Genomic DNA, 21,422 nt, shown 5'->3' with positions numbered 1-21,422 from the left:
CGGGCCACTTCCGGTCCGCCCGCAGACGAGGTCGCTCCTTCGTGCGCTCCGCCTCCCCTACCCTCCGTGCGCTGGCCGTGGCGGTCACGGCCCTCTGGGCCCCTGCGTTCGCGCAGCAGGGCCCTTCCGCCGTTTCCGCTCCGGCTTCCCCGCAGCCCGCCGCCCCGGCGCCCGCCGCCTCGCAGGCGCGCACCGCGGACGAGGCCTTCAACACCCGGGTGCGCACGCTCGAGGAGCAGGTCGTCGACCTGAAGGAGAAGATCTACCGCTCCAAGGCGCGCCTGCAGCTCTTGCAGGAGACGGTGCTGGGCGGAGACCTCTCCACCGGAGCGCGCGCGGTGCTCGTCCACCGCAACGAGATGGGCGACTCGTTCGTGCTGGAGTCGGTGGCGTACGCGCTGGACGGCGCGCCCATCTACACGCGCACGGACGAGGCCTCCGAGGAGCTGTCCAAGAACCGGGAGTTCGAGATCTTCAAGGGCCGCATCGTGCCGGGCCAGCACCAGGTGGCCGTGCGGCTCGTCTACCGCGGCCATGGCTACGGGGTGTTCAGCTACCTGGAGGGGTACCGGTTCAAGGTGCAGTCCAGCTACACCTTCAACGCGGAGCCGGGGAAGGTGACGACCGTGCGCGTGGTGGGCTTCGAGAAGGGGGGACTGACCACGGACCTGCAGGACCGGCCGGCGGTGCGCTACGACCTCGAGTCGTCACGCGACGCGGGCAAGCCGTCGCCAGCCCCAGACGCCGCCCCGCCGCCTCCCGCTGCGGCCTCCGAAACGAAGTAGAGGGCCGGCCTTGAGCACGTCGCGCCTCCACGCCCTGCTGCTCGCGGCGGCCACGCTCGGGGCTCCCGGCTCCGCGCGCGCCGCGGAAGCACCCCGCCCTTCTGCCCGCGAGCTGTCCTCGCGGCTGGAGAAGGTGTCCGGGCAGCTGAAGGAAGCCGAGGAGAACCTCCGCTTCGTCGAGGCGCAGTTCACCCAGCGTCCCGAGCCCGGCGAGGACGAGCTGCGGCTGCGGCGCTTCTCCAGCGGGGAGATTCAGTACCAGCTGGAAGACTGGGCCGCCGCGTCGGTGCTCTTCTATGACCTGGTGGGCGACCCGAAGTTCCGCGCGGAGGAGCACTACCCGGACGCGCTCTTCTACCTGGGGGACTCGCTCTACCGGCAGCAGAACTACATCGGTGCGCGCATCTACCTGCGCGAGTTGCTCACGCTGAGCGGCACGAAGCACTACCGGGACGCGCTCGCGCGCTACCTGGAGATCGCCAGCCGGCTCAACCAGTTCACGGGCCTGGACGAGTACATCGAGCGGGCGCGGCGCCTGTCGGGTGGCCAGCTGACGCCGGAGCTCGAGTACGTCTACGCCAAGTGGCTCTTCAAGCGGACGGACCTGCCGGACGCGGAGCGGCGCCAGCGGGCCCGCGCGGCCTTCCAGCCCCTGGCCAGCACCGTCGGCGGACGCTTCCAGCCGCAGAGCGCGTACTTCCTCGGTGTGCTGGCCGTGCAGGAGGGCGACTACGCGGGCGCCGTGGAGCGCTTCCGTCCCCTCGCCTCCAGCACGGCGCAGGAGCCGGAGCTACAGCGGCTCAAGGAGCTGGCGAGCCTGTCGCTGGGGCGGCTCCTCTACGAGCTGGGACGCCATGACGAGGCGCTCGACCGGTACGCGGAGATTCCGCGCGAGAGTGAGTCCTTCGTGGACTCGCTCTACGAGATGGCCTGGGTGCACGTGAAGAAGGGGGACTTCGAGAAGGCGAAGAACGCCACGGACATCCTCCTGCTGGTGGGGCCCGAGTCCTCCGTGGCTCCCGAGGCCCGGCTCCTCCAGGGCCACCTGCAGCTCAAGCTGCGCAAGTACGACGAGGCCACCGCCGCGTACGAGGAGGTCATCGGCACCTACAAGCCGGTGCACGACCAAGTGGACGCGCTGCTGAAGGTGAACCAGGACCCCATCGCGTATTTCGACAAGCTGCTGGCGCGCAACGCGAGCACCCTGGACGTCACCACGCTGCTGCCGCCGATGGCGCTCCAGTTCGCCACCACCCAGGAAGAGGTGGCGAAGGCGGTGGGGATGCAGAAGGACCTCGACAGCAGCCGGGAGGGCGTGGACGCGTCGGAGGCCATCGCCACGCGCATCCTCCAGGCCCTGGACGAGCGCGGGCTCCAGGTGTTCCCCGAGCTGCAGGAGGGCTACCAGCGGGCGGACGCGGTGGACAGCGCGCTGGTGAAGGCCGAGCAGGGCTTGGTGCAGGTGGAGGGCGACGTGCTGCGGGGACGGCTGCGGCCCGAGGAGCTCACCGCGCTGGAGGGCGTGCGCCGCGAGCGCGAGGCCCTGGGCGTGCGTCTGGCCACCCTGCCCACCACCCCCCAGGAACTGGAGGCGCGGCGGGAGCGGATGCAGGCGCGGGTGGACGAGCTGGACCGGGATGCGTTCCAGCTGGGCTTCGAGTTGCAGAGCATGGGCGCCATCTCCACCGCGGTGCGCGAGTGGCTGGAGGACACGCGCTCGGAGCGCACCAGCCAGCCCGAGGAGGAGAAGGAGTTCCTCACCCAGCTGCACAACGAGGAGCAGACGGTGGAGGCGCTCGAGATCGAGCTGAAGCTGCTCCGCTCGCGACTGGCGGACGAGCGCGCCTCGGCCAGTGCCTTCGTCTCGGGCGAGGACCTCCTCCGCGGGCGGTACCGGGAGACACTCCAGAAGGAGCACGCGCTGCTGACCGCCGCCGAGCAGCGGCTGTCCGGAGAGGACGCGACGCTGGTGGCCCGGACACACCAGACGCGCCAGGACGCCGAGGCCCTGCGCACGCGGGTGGACATGGCCCGGCAGGTGCTGCGCGCCCAGGTGCAGCGGCGCGGGGAGCTCATCAAGGGCAAGGTGCTGGCCGAGCAGCGGCAGCTCCAGGACTACCACCAGGAAGTGGCCAGCGTGTCCGGCGACGCGCGTCACATGGTGGGCCGCATCGCCTTCGAGAGCATCCAGAAGGTGCGCAAGCAATTCTATGACCTCGTCCTCAAGGCGGACGTGGGGCTGGTGGACGTGGCCTTCACCCGCAAGCAGGACAAGACGACAGAGATCCAGAAGCTCTCCGCGCAGAAGGACAAGGACCTGCAGGAGCTCGAGAAGGAGTACGAGGAAGTCCTCAAGGACGAGAACTAGATGCGCCGCCCCCTGCTGCTCACCCTCCTGACGCTGGCCACCGCGCACGCCGCCGCGCAGGACGTGGCACGTCCGGAGCCGGCCCCCTCGCGCTTCGCGGGGCTCGGCCGCACGCCCGAGCAGGAGAAGCTGCTGGAGGAGCTGAGCGAGGCCGTCCAGCGCTACGAGGAGGAGTCCCGCGAGTACAAGCGGGAGATCCAGCTCCTCATCCAGAAGAAGTACCAGGACCGGCGCGACCGGCTGGCGGACTCGTACGAGAAGGCCATCTCCAGCATGGAGGTGCAGGAGCGCCAGGAGCGGCTGGAGGCCATCGCGCGCTTCGAGGAGTTCCTCCGGCGCTACCCCGACGAGCCCCGCTACACCCCGGACGTCATGTTCCGCCTGGCGGAGCTGTACTACGAGCGCTCCAGTGACACGCACCTCGTGGCCATGCACGAGCAGGAGGAGAAGCTGCGCGCGCTCCCCGAGGGCGCCGAGCCCCCTGCCGAGCCTCAGCCGGACTTCCAGCCCTCCATCTCCCTCTACAAGCAGCTCCTCTCGCGCTTCCCGGACTACCGGCTCAACGATGGCGCGCTGTACCTGCTCGGCTACTGCCTGGAGAAGCAGAACGCCTTCGAGGAGGGCCTCGCCGCCTACCAGCGGCTCATCCAGCAATACGCCTCCAGCCGCTTCGCCACCGAGGCGTGGGTGCGCGTCGGCGAGTACTACTTCGACGCCTACAGCGATCCCAACGCGCTCTCCAAGGCCGCCGAGGCCTACGAGGCCGCCACCCGCGACACCTCGCACCCGCTCTACGACAAGGCCCTCTACAAGCTGGGGTGGACGTACTACCGCATGGACCGCTTCGACGAGGCGGTCGACACGTTCATCGCCCTGGTGGACCTCTACGAGGCCCAACGTGCCGCCCAGGGCGACGCGGCCAGCGCCGACCTGCGCAACGAGGCGCTCCAGTACACGGCCATCTCCTTCGCCGATGAGGCCTGGGGCGGCCTCGACAAGGCCCGGGCGTACTTCGCGAAGATCGGCCCCCGCTCCTACGAGCCCGAGGTGTACCGCCGCCTCGGTGACGTCTTCTTCGACCAGACCCACCACGAGGCGGCCATCGCCGCCTACACGCTGGTGCTCCAGAAAGAGCCGCTCTCGCCGGACGCTCCGCTCATCCAGCAGAAGATCGTCCAGGCGTACGAGCGGGACCGCCGGCTGACCGAGTCCTCCGCCGAGGCCCAGAAGCTCTCCGAGCTCTACTCGCCCGGCTCGCGGTGGTACCAGGAGCACCAGCGCGACCCCGACGTGCTGGCCACCGCGAACGACCTCACCGAGAAGAGCCTCTACTCCAGCGCCATCTACCACCACCAGCAGGCCCTGGTGTTCAAGCAGGAGGGGAAGTTCGACCAGGCCAAGGCCAGCTTCGAGCTCGCCGCCACCGGCTACAGCCGCTACCTGGAGCGCTTCCCGCGCAGCAAGAACGCCTACGAGCTCGAGTTCTACGCCGCCGAGTGCCTCTACAACTCGCTGCAGTTCGGCGAGGCCGCGAAGCGCTACGAGGCGGTGCGCGACTCGGTGCTGGGCAACAAGTACTTCGCCGAGTCCGCCTTCAGCGCGGTGCTCTCCTGGCAGAAGCAGCTCGAGGGGGACATCAAGGCGGGCAAGCAGCCCGCGCCCACCCCGCTGCGCTCCAGCGAGCGTCCCGAGGGCCAGCCCCTCCAGCCCTCGCCCCTCACCGCGCTGGAGACGAGGCTGGTGGCCGCCTCCGACACCCACGTGGCGAAGCTCCCCCAGAGCGAGCGCACCCCCGGCATCGCCTACAAGGCCGCCGAGCTGTACTACGCCCACGACGACTTCCCCGAGGCCCGCCGCCGCTTCGAGGCCATCGTGAAGGCGTACCCCCAACATGAGGTGGCCCGCTTCTCCACCAACCTCATCGTGGAGACCTTCCTCATCGGCCAGGACTGGAAGAGCGTCGAGGAGGTCAGCGGCCAGCTCGCCTCCAACAAGGACGTCATCGACCCCCGGAGCGACCTCCACAAGGACCTGGTCCGCTTCAAGCTCGCCGGCCGCTTCAAGCTCGCCGATCAGCTCCTCGCCGAGGGCAAGTACGACGAGGCCGCCACCAAGTACATCGAGCTCGTCGACGAGGCCCCCCGCCACGAGTTCGCCGACAAGGCCCTCAACAACGCCGCCGTGGCCTACGAGAAGACGCAGCGCTTCGACTCGGCCCTCAAGCTCTACGAGCGCATCTACCGCGAGTACCCCTCCTCGCCCCTGGCCGATGGCGCCCTCTTCCGCGTGGCCGTCAACGCGCAAAACTCCTACGACTTCGACAAGGCCGTGGAGAGCTACCAGAAGCTGGTGAAGGACTACCCCGCCTCCAAGGACCGCGAGGCCGCGCTCTTCAACGCCGCCACCCTGCTCGAGGGCCAGCAGCGCTACGCCGAGGCCGCCGCCTCCTTCCAGCGCTACGCCGAGCTCTTCCCCAACGCCGAGGACGCCCCGCGCAACCAGTTCCGCGCCGCCCTCCTCCTCGAGAAGCGCGAGGACTGGAGGGGCGAAATCCGCGCCCTGGAAGCCTTCGCGCGCAAGTTCGCCTCGCAGCCCGCGCAGGTGGAGCTGGTGGTGGACGCGAAGCGCCGCATCGGCGATGCGTGGGCGAAGCTGAAGAACGAGAAGGAAGCCCTGCGCGCCTATGCGTCCGCCGCCGACGAGTTCGACCGGCGCAAGCTCCAGCCCGAGGCCCAGCCCCGCGCCGCGGATGCCGCCGCCTACAGCCGCTTCCAGCTCGCCGAGGCCGGATTCCGCGCCTTCGACAAGCTCAAGATTGGCGGCAAGGGCAAAGCGCTCGAGCGCAGCTTCACCGCCAAGCGCACCGGCGTGAAGTCCGTCAACGACGCCTACGCCCGCGTCTTCCCCTACAAGCGCCTGGAGTGGACGCTCGCCGCGCTCTACCGCCGCGGCTACGCCCTGGAGCGCTTCGCCAACACCATCATCGAGACGCCCGTCCCCCCCGACGTGAAGCGGCTCGGCGAGGAGGCCGTGGTGGCCTACCAGGATCTGCTCGCCCAGCAGACCGCCACGCTCGAGGACGCCGCCGTCGAGAGCTACGCCGCCACCCTCCAGGAGGCGCGCAAGAACCGCATCTCCAACGAGTGGACCAAGAAGACGCTCGAGTCGCTCCACCGCTTCCGGCCCAAGGAGTACCCGGTGCTCAAGGAGCCCAAGGACGCCATCGCCTCGGACCAGCTCTACCCCGAGGGCCTCATCGGAGGTGGTCCGTGAGCCCGCGCCGGCTGCTCCTCCCGGGCCTGCTACTGCTCGCCTCCGCCTGCGCCACCACGCCCAGGCCGGACGCCAAGGCCGCCGCCGCTGCGCCCTCCGCTGCTGCCACGCCGGACGCGGCCCCCGCAGCCCCCGCGCCGAAGCAGCCCGCGCCCCAGGACACCGCCGCGAAGAAGGCCGACGCTCCACCTCCCGCGGATGCGCTGTCCGTGGCCCAGCGCGGCGAGCTGACGGCCGCCGAGTCCAGCTACCAGACCCAGACCGAGCGCCGCCCGAAGGATGGCGCGGCGTGGACGAACCTCGGCATCACCCAGGAGCGCCTGGGCAAGCACGACGAGGCCGAGCGCTCCTACCGACAGGCGCTGGAGCTCGCGCCGGAGCAACAGGCCGCCTGGGACAACCTCGCCCGCCTCCAGTGCCGCACCGGAAAGGCCGCCCAGGCCGAGTCGTGGCTGCGCGAGCAGCTCCAGGCGAAGCCGGACGCCCTCGCCCCCCGCACCGCGCTCGTGCAGGCGCTGCTGTGCCAGAAGAAGCTCGACGCGGCCGCCACCGAGGCCAAGCGCATCCTCAAGTCCGAGGAGCGCAACGTGCGCGCCATGCAGCTGCTCGCCCAGGTGTACTACCGCGAGCGCAAGTACGAGCTGGCCCGGATGGTGCTGGAGAACGCCCGCACCGTCGCTCCCGACGAGGCCGCCACCCACAACGCCCTCGGGCTGGTGCTGCTCGCGCTCGGGACGAAGCCCGCCGCCCTCGAGTCCTTCAAGAAGGCCTCCGAGCTCAAGCCCGACTTCGCCGAGGCCCGCAACAACCTCGGCGCCCTCCTCAACGAGGCCCAGGACCACGCCGCCGCCGCCCGGGAGCTCGAGGCCGCCGTCCAGGCCGCCCCGGACTTCGTCTCCGCCCGCCTCAACCTCGGCAACGCGTACCGCGGCCAGGGGGACTTCACTCGCGCCCTCGCCGAGTACCAGCAGGTGCTGCGCCTCGCCCCGGCCCTGCCCGACACGTACTTCAACCTCGCCATCCTCCACCTCGACGCCGAGCCCAAGGAGCTGGACACGCTCGCCCGGCTCCAGGCCTGCCTCTCCTACTTCGAGCAGTACCGTGCCCGCGGCGGCCGCGACGAGCGCGTGGACGACTACGTCAAGGACGCCCGGAAGGGCATCGAGAAGGAGGAGCGGCGGCGCGAGCGCGAGAAACGCGAGCAGCTGCGCAAGGCCCAACAGGCCGAGGCCCCTGCTTCCGGCGAGTCTCCCACCTCGGATAGAGTCGCCGAGGAGAAGAAGTGAGCCCGCCCATGCGCCCTGCCCTCGCCCTCGTGCTGCTGCTCGCCGCCGCGCCCGCGTCCGCCCAGGACAGCGCCGCGCCCAAGGAGTCTCAGGGCGCCTCCCAGGGCGCCCAGCCGGCCCCGAAGAAGGACGGCAAGAAGCGCAAGGTCATCCGCCTGGAGGCCATCACCGTCGAGGGCAACATCCAGAAGCCGCAGGCCTTCTACATCCTCCAGCGCTCCAACCTGAATTTCGACGAGCTCAACAAGGCCGAGAGCTTCACGCCCAAGGTCGTCAAGAGCGTGGAGAAGGAACCCTTCTAGGGTAGGAAGGGCTCCGAGAAGACCATGGCCTCCCCCCAGCCGCACAACCGGATCCTCCGCGTGGGCCTCCTCCAGGGCACCCGCATCCTCGAGGAGCGCCACCTCCACAAGCCCGGTGACTTCACCGTCGGCCAGGATCCGAAGAGCACCCTCGTGCTGCCGCTGCCGGAGCTGCCCGCCAGCTTCCCCGTCTTCGAGTACCGCGCCGGCCAGTACAACCTCGTCTTCAACGACGACATGCAGGGCCGGGTCAACCTCGGCTCCTCGGACGTGGACTTCCACACCCTGCGCACGCAGCACATGGCCATGGAGCGCGGCGACCAGTACGTCCTGCCCCTGCAGGAGAGCGCCCGAGGAGTGGTGGAGCTCGACAAGGACCTCCGCCTCTTCTTCCAGTTCATCCTGCCCCCGGCCCCGGCCGACGCGCCCCAGCTCCCCCCGGACCTCCAGGGCAGCGCGTGGCGGGGCATGGACCGGATGTTCCTCGGCATCCTCGCCGCCTCGCTGCTGCTCCACTTCTCCGGCGCGGCCCTCATCATCGCCTCCGAGCCTCCCCCCGAGCCCGAGCTGGAGCTGGACCAGCTGGATGACCGCTTCGCCCGGGTGCTCATGCCTCCCAAGCAGGAGGAACCTAAGAAGCAGGCCACCGACACGGCCCAGGCCGCCGCGGACACCGCCGCGGAGACCAAGAAGGACAACAAGCCCGAGGCGAGCGACACCTCCTCCAAGCCCGCCACCGCCGAGGAGGCCGCCGCCCGGCGCGCCGAGGTCGCCAAGAAGGTGTCCAGCAAGGGCCTGCTGAAGATTCTCGGCTCCTCGGGCAGCGGCGGAGGCGCGTTCTCGGACGTGCTCGGCGGCAGCACGGGGGGCGGGGACATCGCCCAGGCGCTGGCCGGCGCGGGCGGCGTGGGCATCGCCACCGAGGCCTCCGTGGGCGCCAACGGCCCGCGCGGCGCGGACACGGGCAAGGTGGCCGGCATCGGCGACCTCGGCACCAGCGGCGGCGGCAAGGTGGACCTGGGCTCCAAGAAGGAGATCGAGGTCTCCGGCCGCGTCTCCGCCGCCACCCCCGAGGTGGAGAGCTCCGAGGTGGACCGGGAGGCGCTCGCCCGCTACATCAAGTCCCGCCTCAAGGCCATCCAGGGCTGCTACGAGAAGGAGCTCAAGCGCAACCCCAGCCTCAAGGGCAAGGTGATGGTGCGCTTCAACATCCTGCCGTCCGGACGCACCGGAGAGATCGAAATCGAGGAAAACACCCTCGGGAACGACGCGGTGGCCAGCTGCATCCGGACGGTTGTCCGCGGGTGGATGTTCCCCTTCAAACCAGACGACGAAGTCCCGGTGGCCTACCCGTTCGTCTTCACCCCGGCGGGGTAGACTGGAGCCAGCAACCTGCATCGCATCCCGGGGGGTCGGGGGTCATGGAGAAGCTGGCCATCATTTCATCCTCGCCGCTGTTCGAGATGCTCTCCAGCACGGAGCTGGCGCATCTGGCCGAGCTGGCCGAGCAACGGCGTTACGCCGCCGGAGAGCCCGTCTTCGAGGAGGGCGAGCTGGGCGACAGCCTCTACGTGATTGTCCGCGGAGAGGTGGAGGTGGTGCGGCGCGATGGTGGCGGGGCGAACCGGCCCCTCACCGTGCTCACCGCCCCGGACTTCTTCGGGGAGATGAGCCTCATCGACAAGGAGTACCGCTCGGCCACGGTGCGGGCGCGCACGGAGGCGGTGCTGCTGCGGCTCACCACCCAGCACCTGGCCAGCTTCCGCCAGACGCACCGCGACGGCTTCACCTTCGTCGTCATCAACATCGCGCGCATCCTGTCGGCCCGGGTGCGCGAGGCCAATGCCCGGCTCACGGCCAGGCAGGCATGAGCGGCGCCGCGCGTTGACACCCCCCGCCCGCCTCTCTAGCGTCGGGGGCATGCAGCGCGGCCCAGGAGTGAAGGACATGCCCTACATCGGAGTGCTGATCCTGGTGCTCGCGAGCGGGCTCGCCCTGGCCCAGCCCGCCCCCCGTCCGTCCCCGGCCCCCGCGGCCCCCGTGGCCCTGCAGGCGGAGAAGGCCAGCGACGTGCCGGATGGGACGAAGCTCGAGCGCAGCAGCAAGTCGCTCGGCGCCATGCGCGAGGTGCTCCGGGACGTGCTGGGCAAGCTGGAGGAGGCCCGGCGCGCCAAGGACGTGGTGAAGCTCAACTGCGTCAACGAGAAGCTCACGCAGATCAAGGGCCTGCTGCGCATCTCCGAGCAGGCGGACGTGGCGCTCCAGGAGGCCGTCTCCAACCGGGAGAGCACCTCCAGCGCCCACGAGTACACCAAGGTGATGATCGCCCAGCAGAAGGTGTCCCAGCTGCGCACCGAGGCGGAGAAGTGCATCGGCCAGCTGGCGTTCCAGGCCGACGAGAACATGTCGGTGGAGGTGGAGGAGCCGAAGAATCTGCCCGGGGGAGACCCCACCCGGCCGCTTCCAGTAGAGAACATCGTCGTCCGACCGCCGCCCGCTAGCGCGGTGCGGTGATTGCGGACAGGCTGCCTCCCCGCTCCCCGGACGGCCGTGGCCGTTGGAGGGGGGGCCAAGTCATTTCGAGCACGGACGATGTGCGTGCTATGACCCGGAGCCCGGGGTCCTGACCGTTTCATGACGCAGCTTGCCAACAAGTGGAGGGCCTTGTGCCTGCTGGCCGTGGCGGTGTCATGGCCCGCGTCCGGCCAGGCGCCCGCGCTGACGGGCGGCCCCAACACGGGTGGCAACGGTATCAAGGTGGGCGACGGCAGGCTGCATGCCACCTTCGACTTCGAGACGCGCTACGACAGCGCCGCCGGCTACTTCCCGCCCCCGGGCAACACGGACCCCACGGTGGTGTCGGACCAGCTCTCCGGCGAGGCCCTGCTGCACATCCGCCCCGGGCTGAGGCTGGAGCTGCCCGGCAACAAGGTGGACGTGGAGCTGAAGGGCTACGCCGACTACGTCCACTACACCGGCCTCTTCACCCCCGGCTCGACCAACACCTCCCACCTGCAGGCGCAGGGGGACCTCAATGTCGTCTTCAACAAGGAGGGACAGGTCGGGGTGGAGCTGGCGGACCACTTCCAGCGCTCGGACCGGACGCGCAGCGCGGCGATCGGCGCGGGCGTGCTGTCGCTCTTCAACGAGCTGAAGTTGCGCGTGCCCCTGCGGCCCGGGGGTGGCGCCCTCGAGGTGGTGCCCCAGCTGGGGTGGGGAATGGAGCTCTTCCAGCCCATGGGAGCCCTGGCTCCGGTGGGCTGCGGCGGCCCCGAGTGCGACCCGGCCCAGGTGAACCGCTTCAACTACAGCGACCTGCGGGCGGGCTTCGAGGGCCGCTGGCGCTTCCTGCCGAAGACGGCCGTGGTGGCGGACGTCGACCTCAACCTGCGCGACTACACGAACGGCGACACCCCGAACGCCCTGCTGCTGAAGGCCAAGGGAGGCCTGGCGGGCCTGGTGACTCCGAAGATCGCCGTCACGGCCACGCTGGGGTGGGGCCAGGACTTGAGCGGAGGCCTGGGAGGCACCCTGCTCGCCCAGGTGGAGGGCAGCTACCTGGTGAGCCCGACCACGACCCTCAAGGCCGGCTACGCGCGGACGCTGGAGCCCGTGGCGGCGTTCGGCCAGTTCCGCGATGACCGCGGGTACGTGGAGGGACAGTCGCTGCTCGGCGGCCGGCTCACCCTGCGGGCCAGCACCGCGGTGGACTTCCTGAGCTTCCTCGGCGACCGGCGCGACACCCTCTTCAAGCTGGACGTGGGCCCTCAGTACCAGTTCGAGAAGTGGCTCATCGGTGGGGCTGGCTACCTGCTCAATACCCGGACGTCGACGGCCACGGGCGCGGGCATCAACTACTCGCGCCATGAGGGGTATGTTCGGATGACCGTGACGTACTGAGACGGCCCGCTCCGTGATGCGCTCCCTCCGCTTCCTCGTGCTCCTGCTCGGCGCGCTGACCGCGTGCCGCACCCCCACGTCCTCCCAGACGATCGACGCCTCGGCACTGCCCGAGCCGCGCGCGTCCGAGGTCTCCGAGACCCGGCGGACACTGGGCCCGGGAGACCTGGTGGACGTGCGCGTCTTCCAGGAGCCGGACCACTCGGGCATCTGGGCCGTGTCCCCCGAGGGCACCATCGACTACCCGCTGTGCGGCAAGGTCCACCTGGCGGGCCGCACCTCGGGCACCGCCGCGGACGCGCTGCGCGAGTGCCTCACCCGCTACCTGCGCCACCCCGAGGTGTCCGTCGCCATCCGCGAGTACAACTCGAAGAAGGTCTTCGTCTTCGGCGAGGTGCAGAAGCCGGGCACGTTCTCCTACGAGGAGGGCATGACCATCATCGAGGCGGTGACGCTGGCGGGCGGCTTCACCAAGCTGGCCTCGCCCAACGGCACCCAGGTGGCGCGGCAGGACGAGGGCCAGCAGTTGAAGATCCGCGTCCCGGTGAAGGACATCCGCGACGGCGCGGAGAAGAACTTCGCCCTGCGGCCAGGTGACATCGTCTACGTGCCGGAGAGCTTCTTCTAAACCCCGTTCAGGGATGTGACGAAGAGTCCCTCTCCCCTCGGGAGAGGGTCAGGGTGAGGGTATCCGAGCCCGTTCTTCAACCCGTGGCCCACCGTGGGAGCAGGGGGCTCAACCCGGGTTCACCCGATACCCTCACCCCGTCCCTCTCCCGGAGGGCGAGGGGAAATGGCCGCGGTGGTCAGCGCAGGTCACGCGCTCAGACGCGCGGAGCCGGAGGTGTCCAGCCGAGATCGGCGAGGAAGCCCTGGCTCTCGGTGATGAGCGCGGAGGCCAACCCCGGCGCGCACGCGAGCACGTCCCCCACTCCCACCTGGAACGGGGCTCCATCGATGCGCACCATCGTCCCGCCCGCCTCCTGCACCAGCAGCGAGCCCGCGGCCACATCCCACGGCTTGAGGCCGAACTCGAAGAAACCGTCGAACCGTCCCGCCGCCACGTAGGCCAGGTCCAGCGCGGCGCTGCCCGTGCGGCGGATGCCCTGCGCCCGGACGATGAAGCGCCGCAGCAGTCCCATGGGCCCCTCGGGCTTCTGGTGCACGTCGTACGGAAAACCCGTGCACAACAGCCCGTGCGACAACTCCGTGCAGCCCGAGGCCCTCAGCGGATGCCCGTTGAGCGTGGCCCCCTGCCCTCTCGCGGCGGAGAACAGCTCGTTCAGCATGGGGTTGTAGATGGCGCCGGCCAGCACTCCGCCCGGCCCCTCCACGCCCACGCTCACACAGAAGTGCGGCACCCGGTGCGCGTAGTTCGTGGTGCCATCCAGCGGATCCACGATCCACCGCAGCCCCGAGCCCTGCGAGGCCCCGCTCTCCTCGGCGAGAATCGCGTGGCCCGGGTACTGCTGGCGGATGAAGCCGAGCACCGCCGCCTCGGCCGCCCGGTCCGCATCCGTGACCAGGTCGCTGTCGACGCCGCCCTTGTACTCGATGGTGCGCTCGCCCCAGAACCGCTCGGAGAGCACCTTCCCGGCGAGCCGGGCTCCCTCCTCGGCGATGCGGCGCAGCGTGGCGGGCGACTCGTCGGACATGACGGCTCCTCCTTCGGCTACTGCTTCACGGGCTCGGAGAGCAGCTCCTCGATCTCCGCCTGGTACTTGGTCAGGTACTCCTCGGCGAAGCCCTCGTGCACGTAGCGCACCCGGCCCTGGCGGTCGAGCAGCACCGTGGTGGGCATCCCGCGCACGCGCAGCACCTTCTCCGACACCGCGGCGTTCGAGTCCAGGAGCACGGGCAACGTCACCTTCGTCTCCTCGAGGAACGGGGGAATGGCGCGAGCGTCTTCGTCCACGTTGAGCGCGTACACCTTGAGCCCCTTCGTGGCGTAGTGCTTGGCTAGGTCCTCGTACATGGGCAGCGCGTCCTTACAGGGCTCGCACCAGGTGGCCCAGACGTCGAGCAGCACCACGCTGCCCCGGTCGCTGGCGATGGCGTGCGGCTCACCGCCCGGGTAGCGCTTGACGGTGAACTCCAGCGGCGTGGACTCGGAGGACTCCAGCGCCGCCGAGCCCGTGGCGAGCGCGGGAGCGGTGAGTGGCGGCATCTTCTGGGCCGCGCACCCGGACAGGGCGAGCGCGGCGAGGGCGAGGCGGAAAGGACGCATGGAGCTCATTTTTCCCCGAAGCGGGCCCGCAGCGCGACGAGCAACTTGTCGATGAAGCCCCCGAAGGCGCCATTGCTCATGACGAGCAGCACGTCGCCGGGCTGGGACTCGCGCGCCACGCGCTCGACGAGCGAGGGCACGTCCGTGGAGGAGTCGGCATCAATCCCCTGGGACTTCAGCGCCTCGGTGACGCGGGGCACGTTCAGCTCCTCGTCCACGGGCACCTTGTCGTGACGCTCGGGCACCTTGAGGCTGGCCCGGTTGGCGCCGGTGAAGGCGTGGGCGTAGTCCTCCTGGTGGATGTTGCGGCGGCTGGTGTTCGAGCGCGGCTCGAAGATGGCCCACAACCGCCGGTCCGGGTAGCGGTGGCGGATGGCGGCGATCGTCTCCCGCACCGCCGTGGGGTGGTGCGCGAAGTCGTCCATCACCATGACGCCGCCAATCTCCGCCCGCACCTCCTGGCGCCGCTTCACGCCCTGGAAGGTGGCCAGCCCCTTGGCGATCTCCTCGAAGGACAGGCCCAGCCCGCGCGCCGCGGCGATGACGCTCAGCGTGTTCTCCACGTTGTGCATGCCCGAGAGCGGCAGCAGCACGCTGCCCAGCACCGTGCCACGCTCCACCACCTCGAAGCGCGCGCCCTCGGGGCCGAAGCGCACGTTGCGCGGCGTGAAGTCGGCGTCGGCGCCCTCCTTCGCCACGTACGTCACCACCTGGCCCGGGCACGCCTGCGCCAGCTTCACCGCGTTGGGGTACGCCGCGCACACCACCAGCCGCCCGTCCTTCGGAATCAGCCGGACGAACTTGTCGAACGTGGCCTCGTAGTGCGGCAAGTCCCGGAAGATGTCCGCGTGGTCGAACTCCACGCTGGTGAGGATGGCCGTCTTCGGCCGGTAGTGGAGGAACTTGGAGCCCTTGTCCCAGTAGGCCGTGTCGTACTCGTCGCCCTCGACGACGAAGTGCGGGCCCTTCCCCACCCGGTAGTTGCCCGAGTAGTTCTGCGTGACGCCGCCCACCAGGAAGGACGGATCCTTCCCCGCCTCCACGAGCACGTGGGCCATCAGCGAGGACGTGGTCGTCTTGCCGTGCGTGCCGGCCACCACGACGGAGTGCGCCCGGTCCAGGAAGAGCGAGCCCAGCGCGGCCGGGAAGCTCATCTGCGCGATGCGGCGCTCGCGCACGGCGGTGGCCTCGGGGTTCACCCGGCGGATGACGTTGCCGATGATGACGAGGTCCGGCTTCGCCTTGTCGAGGTTGTCCGGGCTGTAGGGCGTGAGCGCCTGGATGCCCCAGGCCCGGAGCATGTCGCTCATGGGCGGGTAGACGTTCTCGTCGCTGCCGGTGACGTCGTAGCCCGCGGCCTTGAGCATGCCGGCGAACGAGCCCATGCCGGTGCCGGCCACGCCGACGAGGTGGATGCGGCGCACGGCGCCGGGGGTGATGGTTTCGAGGACGTTGCCGTTGTCGTCAGCCATGTGCTTTCGGGGTCAGGTCGTTGAGGCCGAGTGCTTCCACGACCAGGTCGTGGAAGACGGGACGGAATTCGCGGATGCGCACTTCCTTGCGGCCATGCGCCACGCGGTTGGTGACGAGCGCCACCACGAGGGAGCGGCGCAGGTCCACCCAGAGGCTGGTGCCAGTGAAGCCGAGGTGGCCCACCGCGCCCGGTGGCGTGTCGCCGATGAAGTGGCCCGCGCTGGACAGGCCCTGCGAGGGCGTGTCGAAGCCCATGGAGCGGGTGCTGCCCTGCACGAGCGGATCATTGGCCAGCGCGCGGTGCAACAGGGGCGCGGGCGCGAAACTCGGCGCCCCCGCGCACCCGGCGAGGAGGGCCTGGCCGAAGCGGGCCACGTCCACCGCGGTGCCGAAGAGGCCGGCATGGCCGCTGACGCCATCCATCACCCAGGCGTTGTCGTCATCCACCTCGCCGGGCACCGAGGGACGCGAGGGAAGCTCGCCCCACATGCCTTCCTGGCCGGGAGCGGGCTCGCGGGGACGGGTGGCACCCGTGGGGGCGACCCGGCCATCGGTGGGGAAGTCGGTGAGCCGGTGGAAGCGCGCGGAGAGGCCGAGCGGCTCGGCGACGTGGCGCGAGAAGAGGACGTCCAGGGACGCGCCCCCCGCGCGGGCGAGGATCTCCCCCAGGAGGATGAAGCCCACGTCGCTGTAGGCGGTGGCGGTGCGCAGCGGGGCCACCAGTTGCGTGCTCGCGGCGGCCTGGATGACCTCGTCGCGCACGCGGGTGCGGGTGGCCGAGGGGCAACCCGGGTCGAGCAGCTCGGGATGGGCGGTGAGCGCCTGGGCGAAGAAGGGCACGAAGGGCGGCAGCCCCGAGCGGTGGTAGAGCAGGTCCGCCACCGTGGCGCCCGCGTCCCCCACGTGCGAGCCCGGGAAGTAGCGGGCCACGGGCGTCTCGGGACCGACCTTGCCCTCGGTCCAGAAGCGCAGGAAGAGCGCGGTGGTGCAGAGCACCTTGGTGACGGAGGCCAGATCGAAGCGCGTGTCTCCCGTGACGTTGCCCGCCACCCCGCCGAAGACCTGGACACCCCGGTGCATCACCACGGCCTGGGCGGCCGGGAAGATGCCGAAGGAGACGGACTCCTCCAGCAGGGCTTGGAGATTGGCGATGGGGTGGCTGCTCATGCCTGCACCGCTCCTTCCAGGAAGGTGAGGCGCGCGACGCCCGCATCCAACCGCACCTGGGTCCCCAGGGCGACGGGGTAGTTGGGGATGCCGTGGCCGATGGGGAAGCCGGCGGCGCACGGCAGCCCCGTCTCCTCGGCGAGCGAGCGGAGGACGTCCGCGCTGCTGTAGGGCGCGTCCTTCTGCTCGCAGCCCGTGAAGTCGCCGAGCACGATGCCTCGCACCTTGTCGAACACGCCCGCGAGCCGCAGGTGCGTCCAGATACGGTCGAGCCGGTAGGGAGCCTCGCCCACGTCCTCGAGCAGGAGGAGGGCCCCGTCGAGCGGCGGCATGTAGGGGGTGCCCACCAGCCGGGACAGGACGGAGAGGTTGCCGCCGAGCAGCGGGCCCTCGACGACACCGGGGACGTAGGAGGCCTTGCCCTCGAGGGGCGGCGGGGGCTCGGGGGACTCGAGCAGCCGGAAGAGGTACTCCTGGACGGCGGCAGGCTGCTTGCCCAGGTGGGTGACGACGGGCCCGTGGATGGTGACGCGGCCGAGCCCCTGGAGGGGCAGGTGCAGGGCGGTGAGGTCGGAGAAGCCGACGAGCGCCGTGGGAGCCATGTCCGCGAGCGGGAGCGACGGGAGCAGGCGCATGACGCCGTAGCCGCCCCGGGCGCAGAAGATGGCGCGGGCGTTGGAGTCGGTGAGGGCGCGGGTCAGCTCCGCGGCCCGGCGCGAATCAGGACCGGCGAGGTAACGCCAGGCCTCGTAGAGGTCGGGCTGGTAGACGGGGGAGTAGCGCTGGGCGAGGACGCCGAGGCCGACCTCGAAGGTAGGCGGGTCGAAGGGACCGGCGGGGGCGACGATGTGGACGGTGTCGCGAGGACGCAGCAGGGGGGGCTTGAGCCAACGCACGGGCGCCTTCATAGCACCGGGGAAGCGCATGTCTCGGGCTTCGAGCACGCCATGTCCGAGGGAGAACCTCCCCTCTCCCTCCGGGAGAAGGTCCCCCCCGTCGTTCAAAGGGGGGGCAAGCCCCCCAGGGTGAGCGTGCCTGCCCGCCTACTCCTCCCCCCGCTCGAGCACGGCGGCGAAGAACCCATCGGTCCCGTGCAGATGCGGGGCGCAGAACAGGAACCCCTCCCGGACACACGACGGGTCCAACCACCCCGCCCCGGGAGGCACGAGCCGGAAGCCGGGGGACTCGCGCAGGAACCCGAGGACCACCTCCTCGTTCTCCGCGCGATTCACGGTGCAGGTGGCGTAGACCACCCGGCCCCCCGGACGCACGAGCCGGCCCGCGCGCGCGAGGATGTCGTGCTGGATCCGAGGCAGCGCGGAGAGGGACGCGGGGTCCATGCGGAAGCGCGAGTCGGGCCCGCGCCGCAGCGAGCCCAGCTCCGAGCACGGAGCATCCGCGAGCACCCGGTCGGCGAGCACACCCTCTGGAGGCGAGCGGAGCACCTGGACGATGGAGACCCCTGCCCGGGAACACCGCTGCAGGAGCCGGTCGAGCCGCCCGGCATCCGGGTCGTACGTGAGGAGCCGGCCCCGGTTCTCCATGGCGGCGGCGAGCTGGAGCGTCTTGCCACCGGCACCGGCGCACAGGTCGAGCACGGTCTCTCCGGGCCGCGCCTCGAGAAGCAGGCCGAGCAATTGGCTCCCCTCGTCCTGGACCTCGAAGAGGCCCTCGCGAAGGGAGCCGAGCCCGTAGAGGTTGGGCTTGGGGCCCACGACGTGGAGCGCGAGGGGGCTGAGGGCACCAGGCCGGGTCTCGACGCCCTCGGAGCGCAACCGTTCCGCGAGGGCTTCACGAGTGGTGCGCAGCGGATTCACCCGGAGCGTGATGGGACCGGGGACGTTGAGGTGGGCGCAGAAGTCCTCGGCGGAGGGGCCGAGCTCGCGGGAGAAGTGCTCGGCGAGCCAGTCGGGCAGGGACCAACGGAGGGCGAGCGACGGAGGCTCCCCGGTGACGAGGGCGGGTGGCACGCCTACTCCCGAGAGCCGGGCGGACTCCTCTGGGGAGAGGCCAGCGAGCCGGTGCAGGAAGGCGAAGAGGAGCGCGGGGGCGGGAGCCTCGGGGTTGCCGAGCAGGAAGCCGAGCCGGCGGCGCCAGAGGCCGACGTTGAAGACGGACTCGGCGAGGGCCTGGCGCTGCTCGCGGGAGAGGTCCCGGTGGGCGCGGAGGGTGCGGTCGAGGACCCTTTCGGCGGGAGAGCCCGAGAGAACCTGCGAGAGGGCGTCGGCGGCGATGGGGGCGATTCCATCGAGCGCCGACCAGGGAACCGAGCGAAGCCGGGAGAGCGGGTCGAAACGGGATGTTGACAGGACGGACTCCGTTCTTTAGAAAGCACCTCGTTGTCGCGGCGGTCCACACCGGCCAACGCGCAGCGGACATATTCCCCGATAGCTCAGCCGGTAGAGCGGGTGACTGTTAATCACTAGGTCCGAGGTTCGAGTCCTCGTCGGGGAGCACAAGAAGGGCGTCAGACGCGAGTCTGGCGCCCTTTTTCTTTCTGCCCTCCCCTGCCCGCGGGCGCAGGTCAGCTCGCCACGCTTGGCTCCCGCCGGGCCGCCTTGGCGCCCTCGAGCAGCGTCCCGAGCATCATCAGGCCGGGATAGAAGTTCTCCGCGTCGCACCCCATCGTCAGGATGGGGTTGTTCTCGCCTGAGACATACAAGCTGAAGATCCCCTGTTCGATCCGGGAGCGCAGGCCCGCCGAGTAGGGCACGGTCCGGTCCCCCACGCGCAGGGCGTCGCGGGTGAAGACGGCGTCGAAGGCCCCCCAGGACACCTGCTGGCCACGCCGCACGCGCTCGAGCAGCGGCTCCGCGATCTGCCAGGCGATATGGTCGCGCAGCGCATCCATCTCCTGGTCGTTTTCCCTGGAGTACTGAGCGTACGTGATGGGTTTTCCAACCTCGGGCGTGAAGCGGATGAGCAGCTCCGTCCCGGCGTAGGTGTCATCGCGGTAGTGCCGGATCGCCACATACGTGAGGCGGGAGATTTCCGAGTGGAGCAGCTTGCGCAGACCCAGCAGCGAGCGCCCCACCACCCCGTACTTGTGCACCAGGATGGTGTTGGTCGCCCGGTGGAGGATGTAGATGCCAAACGCCCACGGAACCGCAACCGACGCGAGCCCCACGAACCAGGCCTCCGAGAAGCCGGCGATGCCCGCACCGATTCCCACGTAGAGACAGAACACGCCGAAGATCCAGTAGATGACCCGGGTGCCCTTGGAGAGCCGCTTCTGGAGCAACACCGGGCCGAGCTCCGCGCCCATCGCCTCCCACTGACTCGTAAGACGCCTGCTCCGCCTCCGGTACCACACGATGAACCCCACGGGCACCGACAGGATCACCAGAACGACCGTCCCCAAGACGATGAGCATGACCATCATCTGCGTCGCTTGCCTGGACGCCTTGTTTTCCGCCGCCGATGCCAGCGCCGGCGCCCGCTGCACGGAGGGCTCCCTCTCATCCCGGTTGGCGGTGCGCTCGATTTCGCGCTCGGAGGTCGGGCGCTCTGCCAGCCCGCTGGCGTAGGCGGCGTTTGCCTGGAGCAGCATGGGCGCGAGCAACACCACGCCAACCGTGGCCAGCAGCACGGACGGGAGACGGCGGACGGGACGCCTGAACATAAGCACCTGTGTAAAAGAGACAGGGGAGTGACGAAGCATCCCACCGTAGTGCGCTCTCGCAGGCAACTACAAATCACGCCCCACGCTGATGCACTCAGCCCGCGCGCCGTGCACGTGCGCTCCGTGGGCACACGCGTTGCCCAGGTGTTTGGACTTCGCGCGGCCTTGCGAACCCGGCATCAGGCCGGCCGGGCCCATTGCTCCAAATGGTTCCTCAAGACTTGCACCGCCCGGGCGGGATAACGCTCCATCCGGTGCGCGAGCTGCTCGTCCGCGAAAGAGAGGAGTTGCCGGGCACACAGGCCAGGCTCCTGCAACAACACCTGGTGGAGCGTCCGCCCCTGCTCCGGAAACGCCCGTTCGAAGCGGCGGAACGGATCGAGGTTGTCGAGCTGGGTCTGGCTCCCCATGGGCAGACAGTGCGCCAGGACTCGCAGCAGCTCCCCCAGTGCATGCTGCTTGATGAAGGACGATCCACTGAGCACCTCGCCGCGCGCGGTACGTCCCGCCCCGACCAGCAGCGCCGACAGGAAGAGCGCGAAAGAGCGTTCCACGTCGAAGGAGGCGACCTCGGCGGCGGACTTCGTGCGCAGGTGCCGCAGATCGGCCTCCACGTGCGCGCGGTCGAGCAGCACGCGATAGTCGTTCACTCTCGCCAGGTGCAGCTCGGCTTCGTCGAAGATCGCGAACTCCAGCAGGTGGCCATCGTCATAGAGCACCTTGAGCCCATGCGCCGTCTCGCGCACCTTCAGCACGATGCGCTCGCCCTCGGGCAACCAGCCCAGGTCCTGGCGGAACGACTCCTGTACTCCCGCGACCGTGATCACGAAGAAGTCATGGTCCGACCACGCGTCTGGCGTACGCCCGAGCTCGGCCATCGAGCCCACCGCGACCAGTCCCAGCACGCGCGCATCGGATTCCAACCGGGCTCGCAATTGCTCAGTGAATGAACGGTAGCGCTCGAGGTCCATGGGCTCCTGAAGAGTTGTCTTTGAATGCGAATGGATTCTGCTGGTTCC

The 21,422-nt window shown here is 70.0% G+C and carries 18 protein-coding genes and 1 tRNA gene; 11 read left to right on the top strand and 8 right to left on the bottom strand.

What is annotated here, in order from left to right; all coding sequences use genetic code 11:
• Nucleotides 1-41: 41 nt before the first annotated feature.
• From NR798_RS12750 to NR798_RS12705, 10 genes are all read left to right on the top strand, one after another.
• Nucleotides 42-785, top strand: coding sequence for a dihydrolipoamide acetyltransferase (locus tag NR798_RS12750; protein ID WP_375771735.1), 744 nt, complete (start codon nucleotides 42-44; stop codon nucleotides 783-785).
• Nucleotides 786-795: 10 nt separating this feature from the next.
• A complete protein-coding gene (locus NR798_RS12745) occupies nucleotides 796-3,153 on the top strand; it encodes a tetratricopeptide repeat protein (protein ID WP_375771734.1) in 2,358 nt (785 codons plus the stop codon).
• Nucleotides 3,154-6,426 carry a tetratricopeptide repeat protein gene (locus tag NR798_RS12740; RefSeq protein WP_375771733.1) on the top strand — a complete coding sequence of 1,091 codons (3,273 nt, stop codon included), beginning with the start codon at nucleotides 3,154-3,156 and terminating at the stop codon, nucleotides 6,424-6,426.
• Entirely contained in the window at nucleotides 6,423-7,712 is a 1,290-nt protein-coding gene (locus NR798_RS12735) for a tetratricopeptide repeat protein (RefSeq protein WP_375771732.1), read from the top strand. Before NR798_RS12740 ends, NR798_RS12735 begins: the two co-directional genes overlap by 4 nt.
• A gap of 8 nt (nucleotides 7,713-7,720) precedes the next feature.
• Nucleotides 7,721-8,014 carry a hypothetical protein gene (locus NR798_RS12730; protein WP_375771731.1) on the top strand — a complete coding sequence of 98 codons (294 nt, stop codon included), beginning with the start codon at nucleotides 7,721-7,723 and terminating at the stop codon, nucleotides 8,012-8,014.
• Between the two features lie 24 nt (nucleotides 8,015-8,038).
• Nucleotides 8,039-9,391: an AgmX/PglI C-terminal domain-containing protein gene (locus NR798_RS12725; protein ID WP_375771730.1), complete on the top strand. Its 1,353-nt coding sequence runs from the start codon at nucleotides 8,039-8,041 to the stop codon at nucleotides 9,389-9,391.
• Between the two features lie 44 nt (nucleotides 9,392-9,435).
• Entirely contained in the window at nucleotides 9,436-9,885 is a 450-nt protein-coding gene (locus NR798_RS12720) for a cyclic nucleotide-binding domain-containing protein (protein ID WP_375771729.1), read from the top strand.
• 76 nt (nucleotides 9,886-9,961) lie between these two features.
• Nucleotides 9,962-10,528, top strand: a complete 567-nt coding sequence (locus NR798_RS12715; RefSeq protein ID WP_375771728.1) for a hypothetical protein — start codon at nucleotides 9,962-9,964, stop codon at nucleotides 10,526-10,528.
• A gap of 120 nt (nucleotides 10,529-10,648) precedes the next feature.
• The gene (locus NR798_RS12710; RefSeq protein WP_375771727.1) at nucleotides 10,649-11,914 is read left to right on the top strand and encodes a hypothetical protein; all 1,266 of its coding nucleotides are present in this window, start codon (nucleotides 10,649-10,651) and stop codon (nucleotides 11,912-11,914) included.
• Between the two features lie 16 nt (nucleotides 11,915-11,930).
• Nucleotides 11,931-12,542 carry a polysaccharide biosynthesis/export family protein gene (locus NR798_RS12705; protein ID WP_375773756.1) on the top strand — a complete coding sequence of 204 codons (612 nt, stop codon included), beginning with the start codon at nucleotides 11,931-11,933 and terminating at the stop codon, nucleotides 12,540-12,542.
• Nucleotides 12,543-12,738: 196 nt separating this feature from the next.
• On the opposite strand, the gene NR798_RS12700 is transcribed toward NR798_RS12705, so the two are convergent.
• The 6 genes from NR798_RS12700 to NR798_RS12675 all read right to left on the bottom strand — a co-directional run bounded on the left by NR798_RS12700 (nucleotide 12,739) and on the right by NR798_RS12675 (nucleotide 19,015).
• Nucleotides 12,739-13,569, bottom strand: a complete 831-nt coding sequence (locus NR798_RS12700; protein ID WP_375771726.1) for an inositol monophosphatase family protein — start codon at nucleotides 13,567-13,569, stop codon at nucleotides 12,739-12,741.
• A 17-nt stretch (nucleotides 13,570-13,586) separates the two neighbouring features.
• Complete coding sequence (locus NR798_RS12695; RefSeq protein ID WP_375771725.1) at nucleotides 13,587-14,141, bottom strand: TlpA family protein disulfide reductase; 555 nt, start codon at nucleotides 14,139-14,141, stop codon at nucleotides 13,587-13,589.
• 5 nt (nucleotides 14,142-14,146) lie between these two features.
• On the bottom strand, nucleotides 14,147-15,613 hold the full coding sequence (gene mpl, locus NR798_RS12690) for a UDP-N-acetylmuramate:L-alanyl-gamma-D-glutamyl-meso-diaminopimelate ligase (protein WP_375771724.1): 1,467 nt from the start codon (nucleotides 15,611-15,613) through the stop codon (nucleotides 14,147-14,149).
• Entirely contained in the window at nucleotides 15,606-16,781 is a 1,176-nt protein-coding gene (locus NR798_RS12685; protein WP_375771723.1) for a serine hydrolase domain-containing protein, read from the bottom strand. The genes mpl and NR798_RS12685 overlap by 8 nt, the downstream gene beginning before the upstream one ends.
• Nucleotides 16,778-17,689: an LD-carboxypeptidase gene (locus NR798_RS12680; protein WP_375773755.1), complete on the bottom strand. Its 912-nt coding sequence runs from the start codon at nucleotides 17,687-17,689 to the stop codon at nucleotides 16,778-16,780. Before NR798_RS12680 ends, NR798_RS12685 begins: the two co-directional genes overlap by 4 nt.
• Before the next feature lie 135 nt (nucleotides 17,690-17,824).
• Complete coding sequence (locus NR798_RS12675) at nucleotides 17,825-19,015, bottom strand: RsmB/NOP family class I SAM-dependent RNA methyltransferase (protein ID WP_375773754.1); 1,191 nt, start codon at nucleotides 19,013-19,015, stop codon at nucleotides 17,825-17,827.
• 147 nt (nucleotides 19,016-19,162) lie between these two features.
• Between NR798_RS12675 and NR798_RS12670 the strand changes: the two genes are divergently transcribed.
• A tRNA-Asn gene (locus tag NR798_RS12670) sits at nucleotides 19,163-19,235 on the top strand.
• Nucleotides 19,236-19,305: 70 nt separating this feature from the next.
• Here NR798_RS12670 and NR798_RS12665 read toward each other — a convergent pair.
• A complete protein-coding gene (locus NR798_RS12665) occupies nucleotides 19,306-20,403 on the bottom strand; it encodes a hypothetical protein (RefSeq protein ID WP_375771722.1) in 1,098 nt (365 codons plus the stop codon).
• 179 nt (nucleotides 20,404-20,582) lie between these two features.
• Nucleotides 20,583-21,374, bottom strand: coding sequence for a hypothetical protein (locus NR798_RS12660; protein WP_375771721.1), 792 nt, complete (start codon nucleotides 21,372-21,374; stop codon nucleotides 20,583-20,585).
• Nucleotides 21,375-21,422 lie beyond the last annotated feature (48 nt).

The organism is Archangium gephyra, from assembly GCF_042230915.1.
Lineage (GTDB): Bacteria > Myxococcota > Myxococcia > Myxococcales > Myxococcaceae > Archangium > Archangium gephyra_B.
Note: the sequence above shows the minus strand (reverse complement) of the source record. Positions and strands in the feature narration are given on the sequence as shown.

What these genes read in the sequence shown, in the direction of transcription:
- NR798_RS12660 (WP_375771721.1), bottom strand. Translation starts at nt 21,374, where the DNA reads ATGGACCTCGAGCGCTACCGTTCATTCACTGAGCAATTGCGAGCCCGG.
- NR798_RS12725 (WP_375771730.1), top strand. Translation starts at nt 8,039, where the DNA reads ATGGCCTCCCCCCAGCCGCACAACCGGATCCTCCGCGTGGGCCTCCTC.
- NR798_RS12695 (WP_375771725.1), bottom strand. Translation starts at nt 14,141, where the DNA reads ATGCGTCCTTTCCGCCTCGCCCTCGCCGCGCTCGCCCTGTCCGGGTGC.
- NR798_RS12685 (WP_375771723.1), bottom strand. Translation starts at nt 16,781, where the DNA reads ATGAGCAGCCACCCCATCGCCAATCTCCAAGCCCTGCTGGAGGAGTCC.
- NR798_RS12740 (WP_375771733.1), top strand. Translation starts at nt 3,154, where the DNA reads ATGCGCCGCCCCCTGCTGCTCACCCTCCTGACGCTGGCCACCGCGCAC.
- NR798_RS12720 (WP_375771729.1), top strand. Translation starts at nt 9,436, where the DNA reads ATGGAGAAGCTGGCCATCATTTCATCCTCGCCGCTGTTCGAGATGCTC.
- NR798_RS12705 (WP_375773756.1), top strand. Translation starts at nt 11,931, where the DNA reads ATGCGCTCCCTCCGCTTCCTCGTGCTCCTGCTCGGCGCGCTGACCGCG.
- NR798_RS12680 (WP_375773755.1), bottom strand. Translation starts at nt 17,689, where the DNA reads ATGAAGGCGCCCGTGCGTTGGCTCAAGCCCCCCCTGCTGCGTCCTCGC.
- NR798_RS12665 (WP_375771722.1), bottom strand. Translation starts at nt 20,403, where the DNA reads ATGTTCAGGCGTCCCGTCCGCCGTCTCCCGTCCGTGCTGCTGGCCACG.
- NR798_RS12700 (WP_375771726.1), bottom strand. Translation starts at nt 13,569, where the DNA reads ATGTCCGACGAGTCGCCCGCCACGCTGCGCCGCATCGCCGAGGAGGGA.
- NR798_RS12730 (WP_375771731.1), top strand. Translation starts at nt 7,721, where the DNA reads ATGCGCCCTGCCCTCGCCCTCGTGCTGCTGCTCGCCGCCGCGCCCGCG.
- NR798_RS12715 (WP_375771728.1), top strand. Translation starts at nt 9,962, where the DNA reads ATGCCCTACATCGGAGTGCTGATCCTGGTGCTCGCGAGCGGGCTCGCC.
- mpl (WP_375771724.1), bottom strand. Translation starts at nt 15,613, where the DNA reads ATGGCTGACGACAACGGCAACGTCCTCGAAACCATCACCCCCGGCGCC.
- NR798_RS12710 (WP_375771727.1), top strand. Translation starts at nt 10,649, where the DNA reads ATGACGCAGCTTGCCAACAAGTGGAGGGCCTTGTGCCTGCTGGCCGTG.